Origin of the sequence: Falsiroseomonas sp. HW251 (assembly GCF_050563545.1) — a bacterium.
GTDB lineage: Bacteria > Pseudomonadota > Alphaproteobacteria > Acetobacterales > Acetobacteraceae > Falsiroseomonas.
In genome coordinates this window covers 111,448-129,278 of record NZ_JBNXUM010000018.1, presented here as the reverse complement: position 1 = coordinate 129,278, position 17,831 = coordinate 111,448, and the positions used below count along the sequence as shown (strand labels likewise).

Here is a 17,831-nt window from a genome sequence, read left to right as displayed (position 1 = left end):
GCCGCCAGGCCGGGCATTGACAGGAAGGACGTAATGCGAGTCGTCGTCACCGGCGCCGCCGGCTTCATCGGCAGCAACCTGGTGGATCACCTGCTGGCCTCGGGGCACGAGGTCACGGGCTTCGACAATTTCTCGACCGGCCAGGAAAGCTTCCTAGCCGCCGCGCAGGCGCAGGCGCGCTTCCGCCTGGTGCGCGGCGACCTGCTGGATCCCGCCGCGATCGGGCCGGCGGTGCAGGGCGCCGACCTCGTCGTGCACCTCGCCGCCAATGCCGATGTGCGCTTCGGCACGGACCATCCGCGACGCGACCTCGAGCAGAACGTCATCGCGACGCACAACGTGCTGGAGGCGATGCGCGAAGGGGGCGTGAAGCACATCGCCTTCTCCTCCACCGGGTCGGTCTATGGCGAGGCGACGGTCTTCCCGACGCCGGAGGACGCGACCTTCCCCGTGCAGACCTCGCTCTACGGCGCGTCGAAGATCGCGGCGGAAGGCCTGATCTCCGCCTATTGCGAGGGCTTCGGCTTCCGCGGCACCGTCTTCCGCTTCGTCTCGATCCTGGGCCACCGCTACACCCACGGCCACGTCTTCGATTTCTGCAAGTCGCTGAGGCACGACCCGACGCGACTGCGCGTACTGGGCAACGGGCGGCAGCGCAAGTCGTATCTCGACGTCTCCGACTGCATCGCCGCGATCATGACGGCGATCGAGAAGGGCGACGAGAAATACGCGGTCTACAACCTCGGCACCGACGAGTATTGCGAGGTCCGCGACAGCGTTGGCTGGATCTGCGCGCGCCTCGGCGTGACGCCGGCGCTGGACTACACCGGCGGCGACCGCGGCTGGATCGGGGACAATCCCTTCATCTTCCTCGCCACCGCAAGGATCCGCGCCTTGGGCTGGACGCCGCGCTTCTCCATCCGCCAGGGCGTGGAGCGTACGGTGGACTACCTCATGGCTAATCCGGACATCCTGGAGGCGCGGGCATGATCACCACGCGCAGCCCGCTGCGGATCAGCCTCGGCGGCGGCGGCACCGACCTGCCGTCCTACTATCGCGACCATGGCGGCTTCCTGATCGCCGGCGCGATCGACCGCTTCGTCTACGTCAACGTGCTGCGTCCCTTCACGCCCGGCATCTTCCTGAAATACTCGAAATTCGAGCGCGCGGACCAGGTGGACCAGGTCGAGCACCCCATCATCCGCGAGGCGCTGCGCCTGATTGAGACCGGCCGGCCCCAGGTCGAGATCACCGCGCTGGCCGACATCCCCGCGGGCACCGGCCTCGGCTCGTCGGGCAGCTTCACCACCGCGCTGCTCAAGGCGCTCTATGCGCAGCGCATGCGCATGATCGACCCGAAGGATTTGGCGGAACTCGCCTGCCGCATCGAGATCGACATCCTGGGCGAGCCCGTCGGCAAGCAGGACCAGTACATCGCGGCCTGCGGCGGCATCACCTGCTTCACCTTCAACCCCGACGGCAGCGTAGACGTGCAGCCGCTCGAGATCGATCGCGACACGCGCTTCGACCTGGAAGACAATCTGCTGATGTTCTTCACGGGCTTCTCGCGCAGCGCGGGGTCCATCCTGAAGGACCAGAAGGACCGCACGCAGTCGCAGGACGCGGCGATGGTCGCCAACCTGCACTACGTGAAGGAGCTCGGCCTGCGCAGCAAGGACATGCTCATGCAGGGCCGCGCGGCGGATTTCGGCGCGCTGATGCACGAGCACTGGGAGCACAAGAAGAAGCGCTCCTCCGGCATGAGCATGGCCGAGATCGACGAATGGTACGAGCTCGGCCGCAAGAACGGCGCGATCGGCGGCAAGCTGGTCGGCGCCGGCGGCGGCGGCTTCCTGCTGTTCTATGCGGAAGACCGCAACCGCCTGCGCCACGCCATGGCGCGCGCCGGGCTGGAAGAGGTGCGCTTCCGCTTCGAGCTCGAGGGTACGAAGGTCGTTCTGTCGTGACGCTGCCCATCGCCATCCTGGCCGGCGGGCTGGCGACGCGCCTGCGGCCGCTGACGGAGAAGATCCCGAAAGCCTTGGTCGAGGTCGCGGGCGAGCCCTTCGCCTTCCACCAGCTTCGCCTGCTTGCGCGGAACGGCTTCACGGATGCGGTCTTCCTGACGGGCTATCTGGGCGAGCGGATCGAGGACGCCGTCGGCGACGGGCAGCGCTTCGGGATGCGCGTGCGCTACGTGCCGGACGGGCCGGTGCTGCTCGGCACCGGCGGCGCGATCGCGCGCGCTCTGCCGGCGCTCGGCCCGGCCTTCGCCGTGATCTACGGGGACAGCTGGCTGGAATTCGACTACCAGGCCGCGCTCGCCGCCTTCGAAGGCGACGGTCGCCCCGCGCTGATGACGATCTGCCGCAACGACGATCCCGCCCATGCCAACAACGTGGAATTCGAGGCCGGCGAGATCCTGGCCTACAGCAAGACCGCGCGCACGCCGCGCATGCGCCACATCGACTACGGCTTCAGCGTCTTCCGATCGGAGGTCTTCGCCGCCCTGCCGACCGACGCGCCGACCGACCTCGCCGCCGTGACGCAGGACCTCGCCGCGCGCGGCCAGCTGATCGGCTTCGAGGTCCACAACCGCTTCCACGAGGTCGGCTCCTTCTCGGGGCTCGCCGATCTCGAAGCCCATTTCGCGGGAAACGTCCGATGAGCTACGCCGCCCAGCACCTGGCCGAGACGATCGAGGTCGTGAAGGGCCTCGACCCCGCGCTGATCGAGCGCATGGCCGAGGAGCTCGCCGCACTCCGCGCCCGCGGCGGGCGGCTGTTCTTCCTCGGCGTCGGCGGCAGCGCGGGCAACTGCTCCCACGCCGTGAACGACTTCCGCAAGATCGTCGGGATCGAGGCCTATGCGCCGACGGACAACGTGTCGGAGTTGACGGCCCGCACCAACGACGAGGGCTGGCACACCATCTTCCGGGAATGGCTGCTGACCAGCCGGCTGAACGCGAAGGACGCGGTCTTCGTCTTCTCCGTGGGTGGCGGCAACCTCGAGAAGAATGTGAGCCCGAACCTGGTGGGCGCGCTGCAGCTGGCCAAGGAAGTCGGCGCGCGCATCCTCGGCGTGGTCGGGCGCGACGGCGGCTACACCGGCAAGGTCGGCGACGTCGTCTGCATCGTGCCCACCGTCAACCCCGAGAACGTCACCCCGCATTCCGAGGCCTTCCAGGCCGTGGTCTGGCACCTCCTGGTCTCCCACCCCGCGCTGAAGGCGCGGCAGACCAAGTGGGAATCCACGGCCCCGTGAAGCGGCGCGCGGTGTATCTCGACCGCGACGGCGTGCTGAACCGCGCGGTGGTGCGCGACGGCAAGCCGTATCCGCCGGCCTCGCCGACGGAACTCGAGATCCTGCCCGGCGTCCCGGAGGCGCTGGCCCGCCTGCGCGACGCCGGCTTTCGCCTGGTGGTGGTGACGAACCAGCCCGATGTCGCGCGCGGCACCACGCCGCTCTCGACGGTCGAGGCGATCCACGCCCGCATGGCCGCGACCCTGCCGCTGGATGCCATCGAGACCTGCCTGCACGGCCATGACGGCGAATGCGACTGCCGCAAGCCGCAGCCGGGGATGCTGTTGCGCGACGGCGCGGCGCACGGCGTGGACCTGCGCGCCAGCTTCATGGTCGGCGACCGTTGGCGCGACATCGACGCCGGCGCCGCGGCGGGTTGCCGCACCATCCTGATCGAGGCCGGCTACGACGAACGTGCGCCGGCGCATCCGCCACACCATGTCTGCGGCTCGCTGGCCGAAGCGGCCGACTGGATCCTTTCGGAAGGGAAAAGCCCATGACCACTCTCGCCGACCTGAAGGTCAAGATCTTTGCCGACGGCGCGGACAAGGCGGTCATGCTCGACATGTACGCCAAGCCGCACATCAAGGGCCTGACCACCAACCCCACCCTGATGGCCAAGGCCGGCATCACGGACTACGAGGGCTTCGCCCGCGACGTGCTGGAGCACATCACGGACAAGCCGCTCTCGCTCGAGGTCTTCTCCGACGAGATCGCGGAGATGGAGCGCGAGGCGCTGAAGGTCTCGACCTGGGGGCCGAACGTCTACGTCAAGATCCCGATCACCAACACGCGCGGCGAGAGCACCTGCCCGCTGGTCAAGCGCCTGGCCGCGCGCGGCGTGAAGGTGAACGTCACCGCAATCATGACCATGGCGCAGGTGCGCGACGTCGTGCTCGCGCTGGAGCCCGAGGTGCCGTCCAACATCTCCGTCTTCGCCGGCCGCATCGCCGATACCGGCCGCGATCCGCTGCCGATCATGTCGGCGTCGGTGGCGATGGCGGCCGCGCTGCCCAAGGCCGAGGTTATCTGGGCCAGCCCGCGCGAGTTGCTGAACATCGTGCAGGCCGATGCGGTGGGCTGCCAGATCATCACCGTCACGAACGACATCCTGAAGAAGCTGCCGACGCTGGGCTACGACCTCGATGCCTACTCGCTCGACACCGTGAAGATGTTCCGCAACGACGCCGTGGCGGCAGGCTTCCGGATCTAGCCGGGCCGCGCCGTCGAAGGGGGGACGCAGCATGCCGCTGACCGCCTACGCCCAGCTGAACGCCTTCGAGGCGAAGCCGCTGACCTACCTCGAGATCTACGAGGAGCGCTTCGCGCCGTTTCGCGACGAGGCGGTCAACATCCTCGAGCTCGGTGTCGCCAAGGGCAAGTCCATGGAGATGTGGCGCGACTGCTTTCCCAAGGCGACGATCGCCGGCGTGGACCTGCTGCCGCAATGGGAATCGACCGACGACCGGGTCCGCGTCTATCGCGGGCGGCAGGACGATACGGCGCTGCTGGATCGCGTGGCGGCGGAATGCGCGCCGGGCGGCTTCGACATCATCGTGGATGATGCGGCGCATATCGGCCAACTCGCCAAGGCAAGCTTCTGGCACCTCTTCGACCGTCACCTGAAGCCCGGCGGCACCTATGCCCTGGAAGACTGGGGGACGGGCTATTGGGGGAACCACGTCTACTATCCCGACGGCGACTACTACCGCGCGCGCCCGGACAACGGCTTCCTGCACGGGCTGGCGAACCGCATCATCAGGCAGGCGCCGGTGGAATGGCCGAAGCTGGGCTTCCTCGGCAAGCTGCTGCGCCGCCACCAGTACACGCGCCGCTTCCCGTCGCATGACTACGGGATGGTCGGCTTCGCCAAGCAGCTGGTGGACGAGATCGGCATTTCCGACATCACGAACCCCGAGCACGGCGTGCCAGACGGTCCGATGGGCGGCCCGCGCCAGACCCGCTTCAAGAGCCTGCTTTTCGCGCCGGGCGTGATCCTGGTGACGAAGGCATGACCCGCGGCGGAGCACTGCCCTGATGGCACCGCCCCGCGACGCGGTCCTTGATGTCATCGTCCCGGTCCACGACCAGCGCGCGATGGTCGAGCCGTGCCTCGCCTCCGTCCTGGCGGCGCGCAACGACACGCCGTCCGAGCTGGTGGTGATCGACGACGGCAGCACCGACGAGGCGCTGAAGGCGTCGCTCGCGGCGCTCGCCGCGGAAGGCCGCATCACGCTGCTGACGAACGAGCGCAACCTAGGCTTCACCGGCACGGTCAACCGCGGCATGCGGCTGCATCCCGACCGCGACTTGATCCTGCTGAACAGCGACACGCTGGTCTTCGGCGACTGGATCGATCGGCTGCGTCGCGCCGCGCATTCGGGTCCCCGGGTCGCCACGGCCAACCCGCTGACCAACGCCAGCCATATCGGCAGCTATCCCTTCCGCCGGGCGGACGGCCAGGTGCGGTTCGAGATCAGCGACGCGGAGCTCGACGCACTGGCCGCGACGCTGCAGCCGCCGCGCCGCGTCGCCACCCACGTCACGGTCGGCTTCTGCCAGTACATCCGGCGCGCCGTGATCGATGAGATCGGCGTCTTCGACGCCGAGAACTTCCCCGTCGGCTACGGCGAGGAATCGGATTTCTGCTATCGCGCGAGGCGCCTGGGCTGGCGCCACGTCGTCACCGGCGACGTCTTCGTCCGCCACTGGGAAGGCCAGTCCTTCGGTGACCGCAAGGCGAAGCTGATGGCGAGCATGATCGAGACCTTCAACCGCCTCCATCCCGACCTCGCCGCGAACGACCGCGACTTCGCGCAGCGCGACCCCGTCCGCCCGCTGCGCGAGGCGCTGGACCTCGCGCGGCTGAAGCGCCTGCTGGGTGGCGCCGCGACGCTGCCCTGCCTCGACGAAGCGGGCGCCGAGCGCGCGACGGCGCCGGCGCTGGTGATGGACGCGCAGCGGCCGGTCGCGCGGCTGGCCGCGCCCGGCGTGCCGACCATGGCGAGCCTGCCGTCCTTCGCCCTTCCAGGCGACGTGGTGGCGCTCAACACCGTGCTCGCGGGGCTCGGCATCCTCGCGCTCGTCTTCGACGAGGCGGTGCAGAAGGACCGCTTCGCCGGATGGGTGCGCGGCCGGCCCGGCGAGGCGACGGTGGAGGCCGTGATTCGAATGTCCGGCAGGGCGGCGTGACCGGGGGGCACGCCGCCGCACGCGGCGGAGGGGAGGGGACATGGGGGAGATCTTCGAGAGGCCGCTGCCCGCTGTCGGCCTGCCCTTCACGGGCGAGCGCCTGACGTCCGAATTCGGCGGGCAGACCGAGATCGAGCATCTGCATCGCTATCTGCTGGCGCGGCATCTCTGCCGCGGCAGGCGCGTGCTGGATATCGCCGCCGGCGAAGGCTACGGCTCCGCGATGATCGCGCAGGTCGCGACGCAGGTGATCGGCGTGGAGCTAGCGGCCGACGTCGTGGAGCATGCGCGCGCCAACTACCGGCGCGACAACCTGGAATACCGCGTCGGCGATGCGCGGGAGATCCCGGTCGAGGATGCGTCGGTGGACGTCGTCGTCTCCTTCGAGACGATCGAGCATTTCACCGCGCATGACCGCTTCCTCGACGAGATCCGGCGCGTGCTGCGGCCGGGCGGTCTCCTCGTCGTCAGCACGCCGGACCGGGACAACTACTCGCCGGCCGACCAGCCCGCCAATCCCTTCCACGCGCTGGAGATGACGCGCCCGGAATTCGCGTCGCTGCTGCAGGCGCGCTTCGCGCATGTCGGCATGTGGTGGCAGCGCCCGATGATCGGCTCCGCGCTGATGCCTGGCCCCGAGGCACCGGCCGTCCCGGGCTCGCTCTGCTTCGAGCGGCGCGGCGAGCGGCATTTCGAGGCCTCGGCCGGCTATGCGCGGCCGCTCTACCTGGTGGCGCTCTGTTCCGACGCAGCGCTGCCGGAGGTGCCGCCCAGCGTCTACATCGACACGACCGCCGTCAACGCGCGCGACACGGAGGCCCGGGCTGCGGTATCCCTGCGGGAGACGCTGCGCGTCCTTGAGGCGACGCTGCTCGACGAGCGCGGCGAGATGGTCCGCCTGCGGCAGGACGTCCGGCAGCTCGAATCGGAGAATGCGGCGATGCGCGCCTCGGCCGCGGAGCTCGAAGCCGAGAATGCCGCGATGCGCGCCTCGGCCGCGCAGCTGGAAGCCGAACATGCGGCGATGCGCGCCTCGTCGGCGGAGCTCGAAGCCGAGAATGTGGCGATGCGCGCCTCGACCTCCTGGCGCATCACCTGGCCGGTCCGCGCCGCAGCGCGGCTGCTGCGCGGCGGCGGGCGGTAGACTTTCGCCTACGCCGCTCGGTCGTAGCCGGACCTGCGGTAGATCTCGCCGACGATCTCCAGCACGGCCTCGGCCTCGGCCAGCCCCGCATCGGGACGGCGGCCGAGGCGGATGTCGTCCAGGAAGTCGGCGAACTCGACGGCCCAGGAATCGTCGGCCATCGGATATTCGCGGATCGTCGTCTCCGGCGGGCCCATCTCGGGCAGCATGCGGTAGAAGGCCATGCGCTCCAGGCCGTAGCTGCCGCCGAGGCCGTTCACCTCGATCTTGCCGTCGCGGCCGTAGATCTCGAAGGAGAAGGTGTTCTTCCACTCCGTGCAGCTCGCATGCAGGAAGGCGGCCTTGCCGTCGGCGGTGCGCAGCAGCAGGAAGGCGTTGTCGTCCACCGGCATATGCCAGAAATAGGTCGCGGCGAAGCCGTCCACCTGCACGAAGTCGCCGAGCATCCAGCGCGCGAGGTCGATGATGTGCGGCCCCTGGTCGATCAGCTCTCCGCCGCCGGACAGCGCGGGATCCGCGCGCCATTCCCGGTCGTAGCCCACGCGGCCGCCATGGCCGTAGCGGGCGCGGATGAACATCAGCGGGCCGAGCGCGCCGTCATCGACCAGGCGCTTCGCGTCGCGGAAGGCGCGGTGGCGGCGGTGGTTGAAGCCGACGCGGACCTGCACGCCCTGTCGCGCCGCGTCATCGGCGATGCCGCGAAGCTCCGACGCGCGCCTCGCCGCCGGCTTCTCCACGAGCACGTGCCGGCCGGCCACCACGGCGGCACGGGTGATCTCGGCCAGGCTGTCGTGCAGCGTGGCGATGACGACGATGGCGACCCCGGGCGCCTCGAGCGCTGCGCGCCAGTCCGTGAAGGCGCGGCAGCCCGGCGCGGTCGCGGCCAGCGCTTCCGCACGCGCGGCCTGCACGTCGGCGCAGGCCACCAGGTGCGCCGCGCCCAGCGCCGCGGCTCGCTTCCGCCCGATCAGCCCGCAGCCGACGATCGCGACGCCCGGTGCGTCCGTCATGCGTCCCCCCATGTCATGCCGCGGTCGCGCCCGGCGATGCGCCGCAGCGTGTAGACGTCGCTGCCGCGAAGCTCGTCCAGGTGCCGCGGCCAGTCCCGCCAGCGGTCCCAGGGCGCCGAGATCAGCTTTCCCGTGATGCCGTCGCTCTCGGCCGAGGCGAGGAAGACGCAGAGCGCGGCGGCGACCGCCGGCGGCGTGCCGCCCTTCTCCCGGATCTGCTGCACGCGGCGATGGTAGTCCTCGCCCACGCGGGTCGCGCCGGCCTCCAGCACCTCGTCCAGCAGCCGCGTCGCCATGGCGCCGGGCGCGACCGCGTTGACGTCGATCCCCGTGCCGGCAAGCTCGACGGCCAGCGTCTCGCTCAGCCGCACCAGCGCCGCCTTCGACGCGGCATAGGCGCTCATGAAGGGCATCGGCGCGGTCGCGCCGCCGCCGGAGAGATTGATGATCTTCCCATAGCCGGCGCGGCGCATCGCGGGCAGCGCGGCGCGGCAGCAATGTAGCGGGCCGAAGAGGTTGACGTTCACCGCGGCCATCCAGGCCTCCGCGTCGATCTCCTCCAAACGCCCGAGCGGGCCGTGGATGCCGGCGTTGTTGACCAGGACGTCCACGCGCGGGAAGGCAGCGAAAGCGGCGTCGAACAGCGCGGCGACATCCGAGGGCCTGCCGATGTCGGCGGCGCGCGCGAGCACCTGCTGGCCGGGCGCGGCGCCGGCGGCAAGCTCGGTGCGGATCGCCTCGAGCGGCGCGGCGCCGCGCGCACAGAGCATCACGGAAGCGCCTTCCGCCACGAAATGCCTCGCCAGCTCCGCGCCGAGGCCAAGGCTCGCGCCCGTGACGACGGCAAATCGGCCCTCCAGCACCATCAGAACCTCGCGAGATCGCGTGCGGACATGCCGGCGTCGTAGCACCCGCCGTTGCCCCTCGCCAGCGAGAGGGCGGCCGCCGTGCCGCGCCGCGCACCGGGCCGGGGGGCTGCAAGAATGTGATGCGCCGACCTCGGCCGGCGCCGGCTGTAGCGGAACGAGCCATCGCCGAAGGGAGGCCGGGGCGCGCGACCGCTACGTTTTCACCCCGATGGAGCTGAACCTCTGGGGCCACCTGTACCTGCGGGTCCAGCACAGGTCCTGAGCACGGCGCGCCTTCAGGGCGCGTGGCGGGGGAAGAGCTCGGCCTCGATCATCGCGCAGATCGCGTGGCCTAGCACCTCGTGCCCTTCCTGTATGCGCGGCGTGCTGTCCGACGGGATGCGGATGCAGTGGTCGCAGAGCGCGGCCATCCTCCCGCCCGCGGCGCCGGTGAAGCCGATCGTGCCGAGGCCGCGTTCCCTGGCGGCCTGCAGCGCCGCGATCACGTTGGGCGAGTTGCCGGAGGTAGAGATCGCGAGCAGCACGTCGCCGGCGACGCCCAGCGCCTCCACCTGCCTGGCGAAGACGCGGTCATAGCCGTAGTCGTTGCCGATCGCGGTCAGGATGGAGCTGTCGGTGGTCAGCGCGATCGCCGGCAGGCCCGGCCGGTCGTAATGGAAGCGGGAGACGAGCTCGCCGGCCCAGTGCTGCGCATCGGCCGCGCTGCCGCCATTGCCGCAGATCAGCAGCTTCCGCCCGGCGCGCAGCGCGGCGACGCAGGCGCGCGCCGCGGCGGCGGCCGTCTCGCACAGCGTCTCGTCGGCGGCGATCGCGTCGAGCAGCCGCGCGGTGACGCGCACCGCGTCCTGCATCCCGGCCTTCGTCGTCATGCCGCGGCGTCCCCGATGCTGCCCTCGCCGGCGGCGATCTGCTCCGCGCAGAGGGCCATGAAGCGGCGGCCGAAGCCGTCCAGCGTGAAGTTCCTGTCGTAGCTGCGGCGCGCGGCGGCGCCGGCCGCGGCCAGCCCGTCGCGGCCCTCGAAGGCGCCCTGGATCCCGGCCGCGAGCGACGCCGCATCGCCCGAGGCGAAGACGCGGCAGGCACCTTCGTCCAGCAGGTCGCGGACGCCGACATGGTCGCTGACGATGCTGGGCCGCGACAGCATCGCGGCCTCCATTACGACCAGCGAGGCCGGCTCGTCGCGCGAGCAGCACAGCACGACATCGGCGGCGGCGATGAGCTCGAGCTGCGTGCGGTGGTCCACCACGCCGCGATACTCGATCTCCGGCAGGGAGGCCATCTTCGCCTGGATCGCATCCCAGAAGCCCTGGTGCATCTCCCACAGCCTGCCCGTCAGCACGAAGCGGCATTGCGCGCGGACGGTCGGCGGCAGCATGGCGACGGCGTCCACCAGGATGTCCTGGCCCTTGCGCGGCTCGATCGTGCCGGACAGCACGAAGGTCAGCGGCGCGGCGGGATTGCGGGGCGGGGCTTCGACATACTGGTCGGGAATGCCGTTGGGCAGCACGCCGGCCGCGATGCCGGAAGGCACGAAGCGCCGGGCATAGTCGCTGACGCAGACGACCTGGACGTTGCGCCAGTTCACGCCCGGCAGCTTCTCGAAGCGGGAGGGCAGCATCTGCGCCTCGTGCAGCCACCAGACCGTGCGCAGGATCGGGATGGCGGAGAGCTGCCGCACCACGGGCGCCATGTCGATGGTGTTGACGACCGCAAGGTCGAAGTTGCGGGCGAAGCGTTCGAACAGGAAATGGTTGTCGCGGATGGATTCGTCGATGATCACGACGATGCCTTCCTTCACCAGCTCCTTTCGCAGGGGGCCGTCGGCTGGGGCGACGACGACGGGGAAGGCGCCGGCCTGGCGCAGCACGCGCGCGGCATAGAACAGCATGCGAGGCGCGCCGGTCAGCGTCAGCTCGTGCGAGACCAGCAGCACGTCGGGCCCGGCGTAGACGGCGCGTGGATCCACATGCTCGGCATGGATGCGGTAGCGGAAGCGGAAATCGGTGTAGAGCGCCTGCTTCATCGACTCCGTGAAGAATGGATCGGAGGAGACGAGCGCGCCCCAGCGCTTCAGTACGAAGATGTCCGCCTTGTACTTTCGCGTCTTGGCGCCCCAGGAATGGTTGCCGATGTGCCGCAGCACCGCATGCGGCGTATAGACGCAGCGCAGGCCGGCCTCGATCAGCTTGTAGCTGAGGTCCATGTCGGAATGGCCGTCCGCCGTGTTCACGGCATCGAAGCCGCCGATCCGGCGGAACAGGTCCTTGCGCAGCGCGCAGCAGGCGCCGGACAGGATGGACACGTTCCGGACATAGAGATGCATGCTGAGGAAGGCGTCGCGATGGTCTGTCGGCACGTGGTTGTACGCGGTGCCGCAGAGCCCCGGCGTGCCGGAGATCATGCCGGCATACTGGATGGTGTCGTCGGGATAGAGCAGCTTCGGCGACACGCCGCCGACCCCCGGCACCCAGAGATACTCGATCAGACGCTCGATCCAGTCGCGCTGCAGCGGGAAGACGTCGTCGTTGTAGAAGACCAGGATCTCGCCGCTCGCGGCCCAGGCACCCTCGTTGCACTTGTCCGAGAAGTTGTACGGCTTGTCGTAGTGGACGCAGCGCAGCGGCGCCCAGCCCTGGAATTCCCTCTCCAGCCGGGCCGCGAGCGGACCGTTGCAGACCACCACGACCTCGTAGTCCGAATAGCCCGTGCCGTCGCGGATGGAACGCAGGACCTTGTCGAGGTTCGCATGCGAATCCGACGGCACGACGATCGACACGCGCGGCGGCACGGCCGGCAGCTCGACGCGCACGCCATTCGCGTGCGGCAGCGCGAGCGCGGTGCCGGGGATGCCGCGCCGGCGCACCGCGTCGGCGAGCGCGGCGACGTTGGTCTCCCGCGCGAAGTCCTTGCCGCCGGCCGCCGCGGAGCCGGGGATGGAGCGCCAGAGATAGAGCACGCGCTCGACATGCACGATGCGGCGCGCGACCTCGCTGGCGCGCAGCGCCAGGTCGTAGTCCTGCGAGAAGTCGTACGTGCTGCGGAACCCGCCGAGCTGATCCACGAGGCTCTTGCGGTAGACCGTGAGGTGGCCGGTCACCATGCCGTTGAACATGATCTCCGGCGACCAGCCCGGCTTGAGGACGAAGTCGAAGAGCCGGCGTTCCGGCGAGGTGTCCAGCTTGCACTCGTCGGAATAGACGAAGTCCACGTCGTCATGGCCGTTGATCGCCTCGACCATGCGGAACAGCGCGTCGGGCGTCAGCTCGTCGTCATGGTCGAGCAGCGCGACGAACGCCCCGCGCGCCATGCGAAGCGCGGCGTTGGAGGCGGCGGAGATCCCGCCGTTCCGCTCCATGACCTCGAACCGCACGCGCGGATCGGCCGCGGCGAGCTCGGCCAGCAGGACGCGCTGCTCCTCGGTGGGCGAGCAATCGTCTACGGCACAGAGCTCCCAGTTCCCGTAGAACTGTTCCTGCAGGGATTCCACGGCGCGCCGCAGCCAGACCGGCGGCGTCTTGTAGACCGGCATGATCACGGACATCAGCGGGCGCTCTGCGAAGCCCGCGATCAGGCGCTGCGCGTCCTCCGCCGAGAGCTCGGCCTGCTGCGCGTCGAAGATCATCCGCGCGATGTCCACGGCCTCGGGCTCCGGCCCGAAGACGAGGCGCGAGAGAATGGAGGATCGCCGGATGAACCGGCCGATCGGCGCCTTCAGCGAGACCGGCAATCGGCGCGCGAGTGATCTCAGCGACATGGCGCGCCTTGTGCCGATGTTCCGCACACGGCGCAACCGCCGCGCCTGCATGACGACCTCAGCCTCACGTGCGCGTGCGGTGCCAGCTGCTTATCCTCCGCGCATCAACGCGAGATGCGCCTGCAGCAGCGGCAGCGCTGCACCGTCGACGACCTCCGGCCAGGCTTCCACGCCGGGAAGCCTGCCGGGATTGCGCAGCACGAGCTCGGTCTTGAGGTAGGGGAAGCCGAATTCCTCGACCAGCACGCGCCAGAGGTGGTGGGTCGGGTTCAGGGGATAGCGGTCGTAGGCGCCGGGCTCTGCGAAGCGCGGACCAAAGGCCGCCAGCATGCGCGCGTCGAGCGCCTCGCCCACGCGGTCATGGCCGAAGAGGGCGGCGACGCGGTGGCCGGCCTGCAGCATGCGGCGCGTCAGCCCGATCTCGCCCTGCTGCACCAGGCGCCACTTGCTGCGGCTTGGGACGCATGCCGCGAGGTGCCGGCCGAGTTCCGCGACTGCGCCATCCCCGCGCGCGAGTAGTACATAGGATTGAAGATGCGGCCCGCCGCCGCGGCTTTCGGTCAGGCCGAACAGGCCCTCACCGCCGCTGCGCAGGGCGGCGACCACCGGCGCGATCGGGCGGATCGGGCCGAGCACGCTGTCGTTCGCCAGCAGCAATTCGCGCGGCGTACCGAGCCGTTCCGCCGCGATCGCCAGCGCGTCGCGCCAGGCGCCGAAGTCGCGGCCGATGTTCGCGCGCTCGATGCGGAGCACGCAGCGTTCGGCCAGCGCCACCCAGTCATCGTCTGGCGGCGTGGCGTTGCTGACAAAGACGATGTCGAAGCCCTCGGCGCGCCAGGCATCGAGCTGGCGCAGCACCATCTCGGAGACGCGGCCGGACGGCGACCAGTGGAGGTAGAGCGCGAGTCTGCCGGACCCGCTCGGCACGACGCCCGCATCGATCCGCCGGATCTCGCCGCGCAGCGGCCGCAGCCGGTCCATCACGGCGGCGAGCGCCACCTCGCTCCCGACCTCCAGGATCCGCCGCGCGAAGCGCAGACGCGACTTCGCGGCGACGCCGTGGCGCAGCCGAGCTAGGCCCGGCGCGGACAGCGTCAGGTCGGAGAGCGCGTAGTCACGCACTGCCGAGGCGCTGGCCGGCGTAGCGGCGCGCGCGGATCGGGCCCCACCAGGCCTCGTGGTCGAGATACCAGCGAAGCGTCTGCTCCAGTCCGGACTCGAAATCGTACTTCGCCTTCCAGCCCAGCGCGACCTCCGCGCTGGTCGGGTCCATGGCGTAGCGGAAATCGTGGCCCGGGCGGTCCTTCACGAAGGTGATGAGCCGCTCGCGCGGGCCTGCAGGATCAGGGCGCAGGCGGTCGAGGATCGCGCAGATCGCCTTGACGACCTGCAGGTTCGACCTCTCCTGCCGCGGGCCGATGCAGTAGGTCCCGCCGGGCCTGCCGGCGCCGAGTGCGGCGGTCACCAGCGCCTCGGCGTGGTCGTCCACATGGATCCAGTCGCGGACGTTCGATCCGTCGCCATAGACGGGCAGCGGCCTGCCCTCCAGCGCGTTCAGCGAGACCAGCGGGATCAGCTTCTCCGGGAATTGCCAGGGGCCGTAGTTGTTCGTGGTGTTGCTGACAAAGGTCGGCATCCCGTAGGTGTGGTTCCAGGCGCGCACCAGGTGGTCGGACGCGGCCTTCGACGCGGAATAGGGGCTGCGCGGGTCGTAGGGCGTGTTCTCGTCGAAAGGCTTGTCGCCGTGGTCGAGCGCGCCGAAGACCTCGTCGGTCGAGATGTGGTGGAAGCGGAACGCGTCCTTCGCCGCACCTTGCAGCGCCATCCAGTGCTTCCGCGCGGCTTCCAGCAGGACCTGCGTGCCGACGACGTTGGTGCGGATGAACTCCGCGGGGCCGTCGATGGAGCGGTCCACATGGCTCTCGGCCGCGAGGTGCATCACGACCTCGGGCTTCCACTGCTCGAAGGATGCGCGCATGGCGTCGCCGTCGCAGATGTCGGCCTTGATGTGGACGTGGCGGCGATCCGTGTTGGCTTCCTCCAGCGCGTCGTGGCTGGCGGCGTAGGTCTCCTTGTCCAGGTTGACGACGACATGGTCCGTGGTGCGGATCAGGTGGCGGATGACGGCGGAGCCGATGAAGCCGAGGCCGCCGGTGACGAGGATGGTCATCGGCTCTTTCCTTCGCTCGCCAGCAGGCCTTCGAGGTAGCGGCCATAGCCGGAATTGCGCAGCGGCGCCGCGATGGCCGAGAGCTGCGCGTCGTCGATGAAGCCCATGCGCCAGGCGATCTCCTCGGGGGAGGCGACCTTCTGACCCGTGCGCTTCTCGATGGCGCGGACGAACTCGCCGGCTTCGAGCAGGCTGTCGTGGGTGCCGGTGTCGAGCCAGGCATAGCCGCGGCCGAGCCGCGTCACGCGCAGCGACCCCTCGGCCAGATAGGCCTTGTTGAGGTCGGTGATCTCGAGCTCGCCGCGCGGCGAGGGCTTGAGGTTGCGCGCGATCTGCGGCGCGCGGCCGTCATAGACATAGAGGCCCGTCACGGCCCAGTCGCTGCGCGGCGCCTTGGGCTTCTCCTCCAGGCTCAGCGCGCGGCCGCTGGCGTCGAACTCCACCACGCCGTAGCGCTCGGGGTCCGCGACGCGATAGGCGAAGACGGTCGCGCCCTGCGCGGCGTCGGCGCGCGCGTCCTTCAGCTGCTTCTCCAGGTCATGCCCGTGGAACAGGTTGTCGCCGAGCACGAGCGTGGAGGGGCTGCCCGCCAGGAACTCCTCCGACAGGGTCAGCGCGCGGGCGATGCCGTCGGGGCGTTCCTGGATGGTGTAGTGCATCCGGATTCCCCAGGGCGCGCCGTCGCCGAGCAGGCGCTGGAACAGCGGCATGTCGTGCGGCGTCGAGATCAGCATGATCTCCTGGATGCCGGCCAGCATCAGCACCGATAGCGGGTAGTACACCATCGGCTTGTCGTAGACCGGCAGCAGCTGCTTGGAGACCGCGAGGGTCGCGGGATGCAGCCGCGTGCCGGCGCCGCCGGCGAGCACGATGCCCTTCATGGAGTGTTCTCCTTCACCGGGCCGACCAGCACGTCCAGGCAGCGCCCGAGCGACACCCGCCAATCCGCGGGCTGGACACCGTGCACGCGGCCGATCTTCGTGCAGTCCATGCGCCCGTCCGCGGGGCGCTTCGCGCGCGTGGGATAATCGGCCGTCGCGATCGGCGTGAGCGTCGGCACGCGATGCCCGCGCTTCGCCGCCTGGGCCATGATCTCCTGCGTGAAGCCGAACCAGGTCGTGTGCGGCGCGCCGGAGAGGTGGAAGATGCCGAAGGCCTCGTCGCCGGCCTTGGCCTGCATAAGGCGGGGGATCATGCGCGCGATGGCATCGGCGAGATCGGCGGCGAAGGTCGGCGCGCCGTGCTGGTCGGCGACGACGCGGATCTCGTCGCGCTCACCTGCCAGGCGCAGCATCGTCTTCACGAAATTCGCGCCGTCGGCGCTGCAGACCCAGGCCGTGCGGATCACCGCACTGCGCGGATTGGCGGCCAGCACCAGCCGCTCGCCTTCCTCCTTCGTCGCGCCATAGACGCCGAGCGGCGAGACCGGATCGGTCTCGACATAGGGCGCGCCCTTGTCGCCGGCGAAGACGTAGTCCGTGGAGACATGGACGAAGGGCGCGCCCGCGGCGGCCGCGGCCTCGGCCAGCCAGCCCGCGCCGGTCGCGTTCACCGCGCGCGCCAGCGCGGCGTCGTCCTCGGCGCGGTCCACGGCGGTATAGGCGGCGGCGTTGATGACGAGATCGGCCTTCGCCGCCTGCATCGCTGCCGCGATGCTGTCGCGGCTGGTCAGGTCGAGCTCCGGCGGCTCCAGCGCCGTGACCTCGTGGCCGGCCAGGCGGGCGATCAGCGCGCGGGCAAGCTGGCCTTCCCGGCCGGCGACCAGGATGCGCATCAGAACGCGACCTGGCCGAGGGCGGCCAGCGTCGGCAGGCGCCGGTCCTTGTCGGACAGCGTCGCGCTCTCCTCCGTCACGCCCCAGTCGATGCCGAGCGCCGGGTCGTTCCACAGGATCCCGCCGTCGCAGGAAGGCGCGTAGTAGCCGGAGGTCTTGTAGGCGACCTCGGTATCGGGCTCCCGGGTGACGAAGCCATGGGCGAAGCCGATGGGGATATAGAGCATCAGCCCGTTCTCGGCCGACAATTCGACCGCAACATGGCGGCCGCGGGTCGGGCTGCCCGCCCGGCAGTCCACCGCGATGTCCAGCGCCCTTCCCTTGATCACCCGGAACAGCTTGGCCTGGGGCATGGGCGCGGTCTGGAAATGCAGGCCCCGCACCGTGCCGGCGGCGGCCGAGCGCGACTGGTTGTCCTGCACGAAGCGGTCGCTGATGCCGATCGCGGCGAAATCCCTGGCGCTGAACGTCTCGGAGAAGTGGCCGCGGGCATCGCCGAAGCGCCGGGCGGAGATCAGAAGCGGCCCCTCGACCAGGAAGGGCCTGGCCTCGAAGTTCCCGGCGCAGCGCGGTTCGGCCCGGTCATCGAGAGGCTCGCCCGACATGAGAACCCTT

General features: G+C 70.1%; 18 protein-coding genes. 9 read left to right on the top strand and 9 right to left on the bottom strand.

All coding sequences use genetic code 11. From position 1 onward, the window contains the following. The first annotated feature begins 33 nt into the window (after positions 1-33). The 9 genes from ACLF3M_RS21515 to ACLF3M_RS21475 are packed head-to-tail and all read left to right on the top strand — an operon-like array spanning position 34 to position 7,639. A complete protein-coding gene (locus ACLF3M_RS21515; protein WP_430659030.1) occupies positions 34-990 on the top strand; it encodes an NAD-dependent epimerase/dehydratase family protein in 957 nt (318 codons plus the stop codon). Further along, positions 987-1,967 (top strand): hypothetical protein, encoded by a 981-nt coding sequence (locus ACLF3M_RS21510; protein ID WP_430659029.1) that lies wholly within the window; start codon positions 987-989, stop codon positions 1,965-1,967. Before ACLF3M_RS21515 ends, ACLF3M_RS21510 begins: the two co-directional genes overlap by 4 nt. Then, on the top strand, positions 1,964-2,668 hold the full coding sequence (locus ACLF3M_RS21505; RefSeq protein WP_430659028.1) for a sugar phosphate nucleotidyltransferase: 705 nt from the start codon (positions 1,964-1,966) through the stop codon (positions 2,666-2,668). The genes ACLF3M_RS21510 and ACLF3M_RS21505 overlap by 4 nt, the downstream gene beginning before the upstream one ends. Beyond that, entirely contained in the window at positions 2,665-3,264 is a 600-nt protein-coding gene (locus ACLF3M_RS21500; protein ID WP_430659027.1) for an SIS domain-containing protein, read from the top strand. Before ACLF3M_RS21505 ends, ACLF3M_RS21500 begins: the two co-directional genes overlap by 4 nt. Further along, positions 3,261-3,803, top strand: a complete 543-nt coding sequence (locus ACLF3M_RS21495) for a D-glycero-alpha-D-manno-heptose-1,7-bisphosphate 7-phosphatase (protein ID WP_430659026.1) — start codon at positions 3,261-3,263, stop codon at positions 3,801-3,803. Before ACLF3M_RS21500 ends, ACLF3M_RS21495 begins: the two co-directional genes overlap by 4 nt. After that, entirely contained in the window at positions 3,800-4,516 is a 717-nt protein-coding gene (locus ACLF3M_RS21490) for a transaldolase (protein WP_430659025.1), read from the top strand. The genes ACLF3M_RS21495 and ACLF3M_RS21490 overlap by 4 nt, the downstream gene beginning before the upstream one ends. Positions 4,517-4,547: 31 nt before the next feature. Beyond that, entirely contained in the window at positions 4,548-5,318 is a 771-nt protein-coding gene (locus tag ACLF3M_RS21485) for a hypothetical protein (RefSeq protein WP_430659024.1), read from the top strand. 22 nt (positions 5,319-5,340) lie between these two features. Further along, the gene (locus ACLF3M_RS21480; RefSeq protein WP_430659023.1) at positions 5,341-6,495 is read left to right on the top strand and encodes a glycosyltransferase family 2 protein; all 1,155 of its coding nucleotides are present in this window, start codon (positions 5,341-5,343) and stop codon (positions 6,493-6,495) included. 40 nt (positions 6,496-6,535) lie between these two features. Beyond that, the gene (locus ACLF3M_RS21475) at positions 6,536-7,639 is read left to right on the top strand and encodes a class I SAM-dependent methyltransferase (protein ID WP_430659022.1); all 1,104 of its coding nucleotides are present in this window, start codon (positions 6,536-6,538) and stop codon (positions 7,637-7,639) included. An 8-nt stretch (positions 7,640-7,647) separates the two neighbouring features. On the opposite strand, the gene ACLF3M_RS21470 is transcribed toward ACLF3M_RS21475, so the two are convergent. From ACLF3M_RS21470 to rfbC, 9 genes are all read right to left on the bottom strand, one after another. Further along, positions 7,648-8,649 carry a Gfo/Idh/MocA family protein gene (locus ACLF3M_RS21470; RefSeq protein ID WP_430659021.1) on the bottom strand — a complete coding sequence of 334 codons (1,002 nt, stop codon included), beginning with the start codon at positions 8,647-8,649 and terminating at the stop codon, positions 7,648-7,650. Continuing rightward, positions 8,646-9,512, bottom strand: a complete 867-nt coding sequence (locus ACLF3M_RS21465; protein ID WP_430659020.1) for an SDR family NAD(P)-dependent oxidoreductase — start codon at positions 9,510-9,512, stop codon at positions 8,646-8,648. Before ACLF3M_RS21465 ends, ACLF3M_RS21470 begins: the two co-directional genes overlap by 4 nt. Positions 9,513-9,793: 281 nt before the next feature. After that, a complete protein-coding gene (locus ACLF3M_RS21460; RefSeq protein WP_430659019.1) occupies positions 9,794-10,387 on the bottom strand; it encodes a D-sedoheptulose-7-phosphate isomerase in 594 nt (197 codons plus the stop codon). Continuing rightward, positions 10,384-13,272 (bottom strand): glycosyltransferase, encoded by a 2,889-nt coding sequence (locus tag ACLF3M_RS21455; protein WP_430659018.1) that lies wholly within the window; start codon positions 13,270-13,272, stop codon positions 10,384-10,386. Before ACLF3M_RS21455 ends, ACLF3M_RS21460 begins: the two co-directional genes overlap by 4 nt. 90 nt (positions 13,273-13,362) lie before the next feature. Then, on the bottom strand, positions 13,363-14,394 hold the full coding sequence (locus ACLF3M_RS21450) for a rhamnan synthesis F family protein (RefSeq protein WP_430659017.1): 1,032 nt from the start codon (positions 14,392-14,394) through the stop codon (positions 13,363-13,365). Then, positions 14,387-15,442 carry a dTDP-glucose 4,6-dehydratase gene (gene rfbB / locus ACLF3M_RS21445; protein ID WP_430659016.1) on the bottom strand — a complete coding sequence of 352 codons (1,056 nt, stop codon included), beginning with the start codon at positions 15,440-15,442 and terminating at the stop codon, positions 14,387-14,389. Before rfbB ends, ACLF3M_RS21450 begins: the two co-directional genes overlap by 8 nt. Continuing rightward, positions 15,439-16,323: a glucose-1-phosphate thymidylyltransferase RfbA gene (gene rfbA, locus ACLF3M_RS21440; protein ID WP_430659015.1), complete on the bottom strand. Its 885-nt coding sequence runs from the start codon at positions 16,321-16,323 to the stop codon at positions 15,439-15,441. The genes rfbB and rfbA overlap by 4 nt, the downstream gene beginning before the upstream one ends. Continuing rightward, on the bottom strand, positions 16,320-17,216 hold the full coding sequence (gene rfbD, locus ACLF3M_RS21435; protein WP_430659014.1) for a dTDP-4-dehydrorhamnose reductase: 897 nt from the start codon (positions 17,214-17,216) through the stop codon (positions 16,320-16,322). The genes rfbA and rfbD overlap by 4 nt, the downstream gene beginning before the upstream one ends. After that, complete coding sequence (gene rfbC, locus ACLF3M_RS21430) at positions 17,216-17,821, bottom strand: dTDP-4-dehydrorhamnose 3,5-epimerase (RefSeq protein WP_430659013.1); 606 nt, start codon at positions 17,819-17,821, stop codon at positions 17,216-17,218. The genes rfbD and rfbC overlap by 1 nt, the downstream gene beginning before the upstream one ends. Positions 17,822-17,831: the final 10 nt, after the last annotated feature.

Excerpts from the sequence above, each read along its gene's own strand:
- ACLF3M_RS21515 (WP_430659030.1), top strand. The coding sequence starts at position 34 with ATGCGAGTCGTCGTCACCGGCGCCGCCGGCTTCATCGGCAGCAACCTG.
- ACLF3M_RS21510 (WP_430659029.1), top strand. The coding sequence starts at position 987 with ATGATCACCACGCGCAGCCCGCTGCGGATCAGCCTCGGCGGCGGCGGC.
- ACLF3M_RS21500 (WP_430659027.1), top strand. The coding sequence starts at position 2,665 with ATGAGCTACGCCGCCCAGCACCTGGCCGAGACGATCGAGGTCGTGAAG.
- ACLF3M_RS21490 (WP_430659025.1), top strand. The coding sequence starts at position 3,800 with ATGACCACTCTCGCCGACCTGAAGGTCAAGATCTTTGCCGACGGCGCG.
- ACLF3M_RS21485 (WP_430659024.1), top strand. The coding sequence starts at position 4,548 with ATGCCGCTGACCGCCTACGCCCAGCTGAACGCCTTCGAGGCGAAGCCG.
- ACLF3M_RS21480 (WP_430659023.1), top strand. The coding sequence starts at position 5,341 with ATGGCACCGCCCCGCGACGCGGTCCTTGATGTCATCGTCCCGGTCCAC.
- ACLF3M_RS21475 (WP_430659022.1), top strand. The coding sequence starts at position 6,536 with ATGGGGGAGATCTTCGAGAGGCCGCTGCCCGCTGTCGGCCTGCCCTTC.
- ACLF3M_RS21470 (WP_430659021.1), bottom strand. The coding sequence starts at position 8,649 with ATGACGGACGCACCGGGCGTCGCGATCGTCGGCTGCGGGCTGATCGGG.
- ACLF3M_RS21460 (WP_430659019.1), bottom strand. The coding sequence starts at position 10,387 with ATGACGACGAAGGCCGGGATGCAGGACGCGGTGCGCGTCACCGCGCGG.
- ACLF3M_RS21455 (WP_430659018.1), bottom strand. The coding sequence starts at position 13,272 with ATGTCGCTGAGATCACTCGCGCGCCGATTGCCGGTCTCGCTGAAGGCG.
- rfbB (WP_430659016.1), bottom strand. The coding sequence starts at position 15,442 with ATGACCATCCTCGTCACCGGCGGCCTCGGCTTCATCGGCTCCGCCGTC.
- rfbA (WP_430659015.1), bottom strand. The coding sequence starts at position 16,323 with ATGAAGGGCATCGTGCTCGCCGGCGGCGCCGGCACGCGGCTGCATCCC.
- rfbD (WP_430659014.1), bottom strand. The coding sequence starts at position 17,216 with ATGCGCATCCTGGTCGCCGGCCGGGAAGGCCAGCTTGCCCGCGCGCTG.
- rfbC (WP_430659013.1), bottom strand. The coding sequence starts at position 17,821 with ATGTCGGGCGAGCCTCTCGATGACCGGGCCGAACCGCGCTGCGCCGGG.